The sequence below is a fragment of the Siminovitchia jepli genome, assembly GCF_047228825.1.
Lineage (GTDB): Bacteria > Bacillota > Bacilli > Bacillales > Bacillaceae_C > Siminovitchia.
The window spans coordinates 1-9,118 of record NZ_JBFEGN010000109.1 but is presented as its reverse complement, the minus strand read 5'-3'; the positions used below and the strand labels follow the sequence as shown (position 1 = coordinate 9,118).

Below are 9,118 nucleotides of genomic sequence, written 5' to 3'. Positions count from 1 at the left end.
GATTCGTTCAAGGGTGCCTTTGTCGCTTTTCGCTTTCCCTCCACCTTTAGACGCGTTATTGGATCCGCATGCACTGAGGAGAAAAAGCAGACATACCATTAACAGAAAAGAGTATTTTCTCATTAATAATCCCCCTATGGTTATTTTTTCAATTTTCCAAAACTATAAATCGAAATCAATCTGTATACATCGGTTTACTTGGTTTAAAATTGCGAAGCTAACACAAACCGCACTCCCAATGGAAAACTCTATGTATTATAGTCTACGTGAACCCAGAAAGCGGTTCAAACTTCATTTTCCATGTTAATGCACCATTATGTGCCCTCTCGTCACATAAGGATAACTTGAGAGGATGGATACTCAGCATTCTTGGCATATCCTCCTATTTCCTCCCCCATATAAACTGATATTGACTGATTTTTTCCTTCTACTGATAGAAATCCGAAGCTTGGGAAAGATATCAAAATGGGAGGTGCAGTCTCATGAGCAAAAGCGACGGCAAAAAACAGAAAAGAAAATCAAACCAACCTGAACCGCTTAGCGGCTCACATAAAGTCAAAAATAAAAATCATTCGCGGCAAAACAAAAACCCCGGACACGGTATGTAAAAAATCGACGTTTTGATCGTTGATTCAAATCCCATAACACTGTTCAAACGTATTCCCGAAACATGGAATATTTTCCGAAATTGCCGGACTTTTAGCAGCCACGCTCCCCAAAGAACGTGGCTGTTAGCATTTATGGAAAATCGGACACTTGGAGAGCATCCATAACACGCGGGAATTTTGATCGTGCTTCCCGACATTTACTTTACCAATTTATTTTTGCAAATAGAAAAACAGGGACTTCATATTTTTTCCATTCAGGCTCTCAATTGGACCATACGGGAGAGATTGAAAGAAAACATACTAAAATGTATGGCAGTTTCACGCTCATAAAGAATAAATCGTTCATATCATGGCAGAGGCGTTTTGCTTTTGCTCCCGGCTCCCGATATGATGGTATACAACTCGAACAAAGGGGGTGAACAAACAATCGGCAAAGTAATTGAAAAGCCCAGGACCAAAGGAAGGATCGCTAAAACGATTTATTTTCGTGAACCAACTGCGGATGACGGAAGCCATATGTTTGACCTTGTAATAAAATCGAAAGTCCTTGATATCAATTCATCATACAGCTATCTCATGTGGGGAAAATATTTTTATAAAACATCCATTGTTGCAGAAAAAGATGGCCGCATCGTTGGATTCATTTCCGGATTTCTCCAGCCTGATTCCCCTGACACGCTTTTTATTTGGCAGGTCGCTGTCGATCAGACGCAAAGAGGCAAAGGGTTAGCCACTGCATTGATGATGAAGCTCCTTAAAAGACTTGAACATCAAAACGTTCGCTTCATTGAAGCAACGGTGACCCCAACAAATATCGCTTCTAATCGTTTATTCAAAGGCTTGGCGAAAAAGCTTGGAACAGACTATCAAACATTCGAATGTTTTGGGAAAGACCAATTTCCCGATCCTTCACATGAAGCCGAGATGGCCTATCGGATTGGACCGCTGAAATAAATAACTGGAGGTATGTGTACTTCATGTCAACCGTAATGAGTCAACCTGAAATGGACTTGGACATTTTTAACAGACTTGAATCAAATGTAAGAAGCTACAGCAGAAGCTTTCCCGCTGTTTTTAAAAAAGCAAAAGGACACAAGTTATGGGACGTCAATGATAAAGAGTATATCGACTTTTTTGCAGGGGCCGGCGCTTTAAATTACGGCCATAACAATGAAAAAATGAAACGGCTCCTCATCAATTATTTGGAAGAGGACTTGATTGCGCACAGTCTGGATATGGCCACTGTTGCCAGAGGGGAATTTTTACAAAGGTTTTATGACATCATCCTGAAACCGCGGAACCTCGATTATAAAGTGATGTTCCCCGGACCCACCGGCACCAACACGGTGGAATGTGCCTTAAAGATCGCCCGGAAGGCAACCGGACGCAATACCGTGATCAGTTTTACCAATGCTTTTCACGGAATGACGATCGGTTCTCTTTCAGTAACAGGCAACGAGGCAAAAAGGAGCGGGGCCGGCATTCCTCTTTCAAACACTGTTTTTATGCCTTATGAGAACACGCTTAAAAACGGTTCTTCCATCGAATATATCGAACATTTTCTTGAAAATCGCGGCAGCGGACTCGATCTGCCGGCAGCGATGATCCTTGAGACGGTTCAAGGCGAAGGGGGAATCAATGCAGCAAGCTATGAGTGGCTCAGAAGCATCGAAAAAATATGCAGAAGATTCGGTATATTGTTGATCGTTGACGATGTACAGGCGGGATGCGGAAGGACAGGAACGTTCTTTAGCTTTGAACCCGCTGGGATCTCCCCGGATATCGTCTGCTTGTCGAAGTCTATTGGAGGCTACGGTTTGCCGATGGCACTGACTCTGATTAAAAGGGAATACGATATTTGGGAGCCTGGCGAGCACAACGGAACGTTCCGCGGAAACAATATGGCTTTTATTGCAGCTGCTGAAGCGTTAACCTATTGGGAAACAAACAAGTTTTCAAAAGAAATTTCCAAAAAAGCGGAAATGATGAGTTCATTTGTAGACTTTATCATTCACGAATATCCAGAGCTAAATGCAGAAAAAAGAGGCCGCGGCCTGATGCAAGGTGCAGCATGCGAAAAAGCGGAATTCTCCGAGCAAATATGTAAAGAGGCTTTTAACCGTGGGCTGCTAATGGAAACCTCCGGACCCGAAGGGGAAGTATTTAAATTTTTGCCTCCATTGACAATTGACCAGGGGGGACTTGAAAAAGGCTTCCAAATTGTGGAGGATAGCATTAAGACTGTTCTAAATAGGTAGACAAAGGGGTTGGAAAAATGATTGTACGAACATTGGAAGAAGTGCTCGGAACAGAAAACGAAGTGAAGGCAGACAATTGGGTAAGCCGCCGCCTGTTGTTAAAAGATGACAACATGGGGTTTTCTTACCACGACACCATTATTTATGCCGGAACTGAAACACATATTTGGTATAAAAATCATCTGGAAGCCGTATATTGTGTCGGCGGAGAAGGTGAAATCGAAACCGTTTCCGACGGCAAAGTGTATCCGTTGAAAGATGGTACAATGTATGCACTTGACAAAAATGATGAGCATTACTTAAGAGCGACAAAAGACATGAGAATGATCTGCGTCTTCAATCCGCCGCTTACCGGAAGGGAGACACACGACAAAGACGGTGTTTACCCTTTAATGGAAGATTGATATTCAAATATGCAGCCCAAGCCGGCTCATCGGCTTGGGTATTTTTATTTTTTTCTCCGGCTGTCGATTAACTGTTATAATGCGAATGTACATAGATTGCAGAAATGAGGAACGGCCATGATGTTAAAGTTTATAAACGCAGAGAAAAGGGTACATGACACGCTCATCTTCCCTTCATTTGACTTGTCAGTAAATCCCGGTCAAATTGTCGCCGTTTATTCAAGTGTAAATGTCCGGGAACAGATACTTCGCCTGCTCCTCGGCAAAACGCAGCTTTCGCAGGGAGAAATACAGATTGATAACTGCCATTTTAAGCATCCTTCTAAAGATATCGGCTTTCTATTTTTGAATACCGGATTATACGAGCGGCTTTCAATAGAAGAAATGCTTCGCTTTATCAAAAAAATATATGGATCTGATCAAACCCTTGAACAAGTCATCAAAGCGGTTCACCTTGAAGGAAAGCGGAACACAAAGATCATTAAATTATCATATTCGGAGAAAAAGCGGGTGCAGCTTGCTTGCCTGCTTCTGCAAAATCCTGCTGTTTGCATTTTTGAGGAACCGGATCAAAACCTGGATTTGGAATCCAAACGGATACTCCTGTCCGTTCTTCATAAGCTTCGAGACACTGGTAAAAGTATTTTAATCTTAACCGGCAATATGGAAAGTGCCATTACAGCCGGTAATGAAGTGTATACATTAGACGGGAACGGATTAACCCGAATACAAATAGAAAGCGGAGATTCAGAAAACATCGGCGGCCAACTCGAAGCAGAAAAACCGACCGACATGATACAGCCGTTACAATTCAAGAAAATTCCGACTAAAATAAAGGATAAAATCGTTCTCTTCAACCCTCCGGAGATTGATTATATTGAAAGCAGTGAAGGCCAAACTTTATTGCACATAAAAGGGGAATCATTCCCAAGTGACTTTACTCTGCAGGAATTGGAAAAACGGTTGCTGCCTTTTGGTTTTTTTCGTTGTCACCGTTCCTATATCGTCAACCTACAAAAAGTGCGGGAAGTGATTACTTGGACAAGGAACAGTTACACCCTTGTTTTGGAGGATACCAATAAATCAACAATTCCCCTTTCAAAATCAAAAATGGCTGTACTAATGGAAATGCTCGGGCTCAAATAATGTAGAAATCTCGATTATTTCTCAGGAAATATGTCGAATATTTTCTCTGTTTAACCATCCATTTACACTATTCATATTCTGTAGCTTAATTAAACTTGTAAAAACAGATTGATTCAACATCCCTTTTGCTCCGTTCACCTTATATATAACTCTTTTCATTCGTTTTTTAATGCCTGGTGCATGATTTCCCTGTAAGCTGAATATAACAAACGGATGACATTGCATTTTTAGAGGTGAAGGGATATGGAAAATATTATCGAAGTGAAGGATTTGGTTAAAACGTTCTCCAATCAACCCGCTCTTGAAGGTGTTGACTTTCAAGTGAAGAAAGGAGAAATCTTCGGCTTTTTAGGTCCAAGCGGATCAGGCAAAACAACCACAATAAAAATATTGACGGGTCAAATGAACCCTACAACCGGTTCGGCAACGGTTTTCGGAGAAACTGTCTCTAAATTGAAGCAACCAGATTACCGGAGACGATTTGGCGTATTGACTGACAATAGCGGTTTGTATGAAAGATTATCAATCAACGATAATTTAAAGCTTTATTGTGATTTATATGATGTATCCCGGTCAAGAATAGAGGAAGCTTTAGCAACCGTTAATCTGATCAATGATAAAAACAAAAAAGTTTCTGCACTGTCCAAAGGGATGAAACAGCGGGTCATTTTGGCGCGTGCGCTGCTCCATGAACCGGAGCTGCTTTTTCTGGATGAGCCGACTTCGGCATTGGACCCGACAAATACGCTCCATATATATGAAGGATTGCGGGCGCTCAACGCCAAAGGAACGACAATCTTTTTAACAACACACGATATGTACGAAGCCGACACCCTTTGTGACCGCGTTGCATTTTTAAATAAAGGGAAAATCCAGCTATTGGATACGCCGGTTAATCTGAAAAAGAAATACGCCGATGAGACAATAACAGTAGAGATGTCAAATGAACAGAAGATTGTTATTCCGATAGGTGCGGAGGGTGCGCAGCAGCTGTTTGAATTAATGAAAACAGACCAGGTGGCAAGAATTCATTCAAATGAACCAACGTTAGGAGATATTTTCATACAAGTGACCGGGAGGAAATTGGCATGACATTTTCTTGGAGACGTGTAAGTGCAATATTCATAAAGGACTACAAGGACTTTTCACGAAATTTTGCTGTATCCAGTGTCTTATTTGTATCGCCTATTCTTGCAGCCTTTTATGGCCGTATGGGTGTCGATTCTATTGAAACAAAGTACATGATTTTTAATATGACATTCGTCATGGTTGCAGCCTTCGTTCAATGCTGCCTGATTGCCGAAGAAACAGAAAAGAATACATTAAGAGGATTGATGCTGTCACCGGCATCCACCGCAGAAATTTTAAGCGGAAAAACCTTATTGTCCTTTCTTTTTACAATTTTTTCCATCGCTTTGAGTGCTTTCCTTTTGGATTATCACCCCAAGAACATCGGAATTGTGGGTGCCGCAATCATTCTGTCAGCGCTCTTTTATCTCGGCTTAGGGACGTTATTAGGCATGTATGCAAAATCGGTTATGGAAGCTTCCGTTCTGATTCTTCCCTTCATGATCGTTTTCTCCTTCGGAACATTCGTCACCGCATTGGCTGAAAAGTATCCCATTTTAAAAGCAGCCGAATATCTCCCAAACGTCCAGCTGCTTGAAATAGCGAAAAACGTGGAAAATAACGCCGGCTTTGCAGATGTCCTTTTAAACTTAGGGGTTATTGCTATTTGGATTATCGTCATTTCCGCTCTGACTGTTGTGGTCTTTCGCAAGCGGATGGTGGATTAAAAATCGGAGGAGACATTCATGATGAAACAGGCGCTAAGGTTTATGATTGCAATGGCATTCGGAGCAGCCGTGGTTTTCGTCTTTAAAACTTTCCTTTAACTATTTCTACAAGGGGCTGTCTAAAAAGGGAAAATCCTAAAAAAACTCAAAAATTAAGAATGTGGTTATATCAGCATTTTTGAACAGAAAAAGGACTTCCAAAAGTCGAAAAATGGACTTTTCGGACAGCCCCTTCGTCAATCAATCTTCTTCCACGCCGCACCAATCAATGATATGCGCGGCAAACACTTTGGCTGTGTCTATAACACTGTCAATTTCAACATATTCGTCGGGCCCATGCATATTTGAACACTTTGGTCCAAATACGAGACCCGGTTTATCGTAATATTGAGTAAACCTTGCATCATTACCGGCAGCCCGACCAGCAATTTCCACTTCACGTCCCAAAACCTTTTCCGCCGTTTGCTTAAAGGCCTGAACATAAGGATGTTCGGGATCTTGGTTCCATGCTTCTGTCGTCCATCCGTACCATTCCACTTGCGGCGGATTTTGTTCAAGCCATTCGTCTCCTTCAGCAGCCTTTTGAACCGTTTTTTCAACAAGTGCTTTCATCTCGGCACGAGTTTCCGATGGAATAAATCCGATTCTGCATTCAAGGACTGCTTCACCCGGCACATTGGAAGCCCAGTCTCCCCCCTTTAAGGTACCAAGATTCAAATGAACGGATTGGCCGGATCCTTTATGAAACAGTTCAAAATAAACTTCTTTCGCTCTTTTTTCAGCCAACATTTCCAAGGCGTTGTATACTTTATACATTTTGCTGATCGCATTCACGCCCAAATGCGCCATCCCGGCATGCGCCGTTTTTCCAAGCACTCTCACCCGAAAATACATGACGCCGGCGTGGGCCACAGTAAGCCTTAAAGCGTGGGGTTCAGTTGCAATAAAACCGTCTGTTACATACCCTGCTTCCAACAAAGAAAGCGTACCGCCGGCTCCTCCCGCTTCTTCTTCAATGACGCTTTGAAGCTGAACCTGTCCTTTGGGCCTGAGACCAAGATCCAATAAAGCCTTTAACGCAAACCAATTGGCCATCAACCCCGCTTTCATGTCGCCGGAACCCCTGCCGTACAATTTATTTCCTTCCATTTCTCCGCCCCACGGATCTTTCGTCCATTTTTCTACAGGCTCTGGAGAAACAACATCCATATGACCGTTTAACGCTAAAGAAGGCGCGCCTTTTGCCGTGCCTTCCCAGATACCGACTACATTTTTCCTTCCTTCAAAAGACAGCCCGGAGCTGCTAAAGGCTGGATGTTCCCGAATTTTTTCATACTCTGGCTGCACCTCAACGACCTTCAAGCCAATCTCTTCATATTTCTTCTTCATGTATTCCTGCATGGCCTGTTCATTGCCAATCACGCTCGGAATTTGTACCGCTTTCACAATGGCTTCGATTAATTCCTGTTTATGTTCTTCTATATAGTCTTGAACCTGTTTTTTGAGGTCGATCATCAACAGTTACCCCTCTTTCTAAAGATGTCCAATACTATTATAGAACAACCTCTGCTCCAATTCAGCCAAAAATGCCCATGGGCAAGGGAACATTAAAAATATACCGGAATAACACAAAGAAAAACACGCTGACAGCCATCGCACTCCAGGCAGAGTAAAACACTTTTATATTGCCGGGCTTCTCCTCATCCATCATTAAATACCATGTAAATGACGAGAGATAGATGATGCTGGCCGGTAAAAAACCCAGCAAACCGATAAGCGCGACATATCCGATCATACCCAGGCTAATAACTAAAAGTTGACGTTTATGGATATGTTCGAACAGCTTTCGATCTCCATTTTTTACAAAAACGGCGGCCAAATAAATCATGCTTAAACACAGTAAAACGAGTCCGACTGTACGCGGAAAAAGGTAGCTCATTTCATTTAGCCCCTTCGTTTTCCATACGGCGGCCAACGATAAAAGAACGAGGAACAGCGCGAAAAAAAGATCATAGGTTATGTTTCGCCTGATCATTTCAAACACCTTCCTTCACTTTCGATTTAAAAATGCCTGACACCATCGCACCTGCTATAGAAATGATGCATAAAATGATCAATACAACTGTAACAGGCCTGGAAAAAAACAATGTCCAAATGCTTCCAGACGCTTTTCCAAGCAGAATGGACTGGATCAATCCCCTTTCGGCGATTGGACCCAATATCAGCCCGAGTACAATCGGGGCCGGGTGAAAACCGGCATTTTTCAACACATAAGCTGCCAGGCCAAAACCAATAAGCATGGCGACATCCAACAAACTGTTTCTGATTGTATAGGTGCCTACAACCGTCAAAAAGATAATAGAAGGGGCAAGATACCAGACGGGCAGAGAGAGCACCTTCCCTATCGTTTGCGAACCGAGCAAACCAAAAAACAGCATGATCACGTTTGCCAAAATAAATGAGATTAAAAAAGCATAGACGAGCCCCGGATGGTCTTTCATCAGATTCGGCCCGGGTGTAATTCCTTGCATCATGAGTGCGCCTAGCATGATGGCGGCCGGCGGTGCTCCAGGAATCCCAAGTGACAACAGCGGAACCAATGATCCTCCAACCTCTGCGTTATTGGAGGTTTCAGCCGCCATCACTCCGTCAATATTTCCCTTGCCAAACGATTTTTTGTCTTTGGAAAATCGAACTGCAGCATCATAAGACAGCAACGCGGCCACATTCCCGCCAGCTCCCGGAATAATCCCGGTAATAATGCCGATAATTGATGAACGGATGAAAAAAACGGGTTTTTTAATCATGTAGAGAAAAATGCTTCTGGCTCAGCTTTGAGGAGTAAATTTATGTTTTTTAGTCCTTAAAACAGAAAATGCACTTATCCACAGATGTAAAAATTTACC

At 42.5% G+C, this 9,118-nt stretch carries 10 protein-coding genes; 7 read left to right on the top strand and 3 right to left on the bottom strand.

What is annotated here, in order from left to right; all coding sequences use genetic code 11:
• Positions 1–482 precede the first annotated feature (482 nt).
• From AB1L08_RS20160 to AB1L08_RS20130, 7 genes are all read left to right on the top strand, one after another.
• A complete protein-coding gene (locus AB1L08_RS20160) occupies positions 483–608 on the top strand; it encodes a small acid-soluble spore protein P (protein WP_412928377.1) in 126 nt (41 codons plus the stop codon).
• Positions 609–971: 363 nt separating this feature from the next.
• A complete protein-coding gene (ectA, locus tag AB1L08_RS20155) occupies positions 972–1,562 on the top strand; it encodes a diaminobutyrate acetyltransferase (RefSeq protein ID WP_413066419.1) in 591 nt (196 codons plus the stop codon).
• A 23-nt stretch (positions 1,563–1,585) separates the two neighbouring features.
• Positions 1,586–2,866 (top strand): diaminobutyrate--2-oxoglutarate transaminase, encoded by a 1,281-nt coding sequence (gene ectB / locus AB1L08_RS20150; protein ID WP_413066418.1) that lies wholly within the window; start codon positions 1,586–1,588, stop codon positions 2,864–2,866.
• A gap of 17 nt (positions 2,867–2,883) precedes the next feature.
• Entirely contained in the window at positions 2,884–3,270 is a 387-nt protein-coding gene (locus tag AB1L08_RS20145; RefSeq protein WP_413066417.1) for an ectoine synthase, read from the top strand.
• Between the two features lie 117 nt (positions 3,271–3,387).
• Positions 3,388–4,416: a LytTR family transcriptional regulator DNA-binding domain-containing protein gene (locus tag AB1L08_RS20140; protein ID WP_413066416.1), complete on the top strand. Its 1,029-nt coding sequence runs from the start codon at positions 3,388–3,390 to the stop codon at positions 4,414–4,416.
• Positions 4,417–4,659: 243 nt separating this feature from the next.
• On the top strand, positions 4,660–5,508 hold the full coding sequence (locus AB1L08_RS20135) for an ABC transporter ATP-binding protein (protein WP_413066415.1): 849 nt from the start codon (positions 4,660–4,662) through the stop codon (positions 5,506–5,508).
• Positions 5,505–6,212: an ABC transporter permease gene (locus tag AB1L08_RS20130; protein WP_413066414.1), complete on the top strand. Its 708-nt coding sequence runs from the start codon at positions 5,505–5,507 to the stop codon at positions 6,210–6,212. The genes AB1L08_RS20135 and AB1L08_RS20130 overlap by 4 nt, the downstream gene beginning before the upstream one ends.
• A 240-nt stretch (positions 6,213–6,452) precedes the next feature.
• Here the strand turns inward: AB1L08_RS20130 and AB1L08_RS20125 are convergent, their stop codons facing one another.
• The 3 genes from AB1L08_RS20125 to AB1L08_RS20115 form a co-directional block, all read right to left on the bottom strand.
• Positions 6,453–7,727 (bottom strand): ArgE/DapE family deacylase, encoded by a 1,275-nt coding sequence (locus AB1L08_RS20125; protein ID WP_413066413.1) that lies wholly within the window; start codon positions 7,725–7,727, stop codon positions 6,453–6,455.
• A gap of 61 nt (positions 7,728–7,788) precedes the next feature.
• A complete protein-coding gene (locus tag AB1L08_RS20120) occupies positions 7,789–8,247 on the bottom strand; it encodes a tripartite tricarboxylate transporter TctB family protein (RefSeq protein WP_413066412.1) in 459 nt (152 codons plus the stop codon).
• A 1-nt stretch (position 8,248) separates the two neighbouring features.
• Positions 8,249–9,019 carry a tripartite tricarboxylate transporter permease gene (locus AB1L08_RS20115; protein ID WP_413066411.1) on the bottom strand — a complete coding sequence of 257 codons (771 nt, stop codon included), beginning with the start codon at positions 9,017–9,019 and terminating at the stop codon, positions 8,249–8,251.
• Positions 9,020–9,118: the final 99 nt, after the last annotated feature.

Bases quoted from the DNA above. Each gene is read 5' to 3' on its own strand.
- AB1L08_RS20145 (WP_413066417.1), top strand. From the start codon at position 2,884: ATGATTGTACGAACATTGGAAGAAGTGCTCGGAACAGAAAACGAAGTG.
- AB1L08_RS20120 (WP_413066412.1), bottom strand. From the start codon at position 8,247: ATGATCAGGCGAAACATAACCTATGATCTTTTTTTCGCGCTGTTCCTC.
- AB1L08_RS20130 (WP_413066414.1), top strand. From the start codon at position 5,505: ATGACATTTTCTTGGAGACGTGTAAGTGCAATATTCATAAAGGACTAC.
- AB1L08_RS20160 (WP_412928377.1), top strand. From the start codon at position 483: ATGAGCAAAAGCGACGGCAAAAAACAGAAAAGAAAATCAAACCAACCT.
- AB1L08_RS20115 (WP_413066411.1), bottom strand. From the start codon at position 9,019: ATGATTAAAAAACCCGTTTTTTTCATCCGTTCATCAATTATCGGCATT.
- ectB (WP_413066418.1), top strand. From the start codon at position 1,586: ATGTCAACCGTAATGAGTCAACCTGAAATGGACTTGGACATTTTTAAC.
- AB1L08_RS20140 (WP_413066416.1), top strand. From the start codon at position 3,388: ATGATGTTAAAGTTTATAAACGCAGAGAAAAGGGTACATGACACGCTC.
- AB1L08_RS20135 (WP_413066415.1), top strand. From the start codon at position 4,660: ATGGAAAATATTATCGAAGTGAAGGATTTGGTTAAAACGTTCTCCAAT.
- AB1L08_RS20125 (WP_413066413.1), bottom strand. From the start codon at position 7,727: ATGATCGACCTCAAAAAACAGGTTCAAGACTATATAGAAGAACATAAA.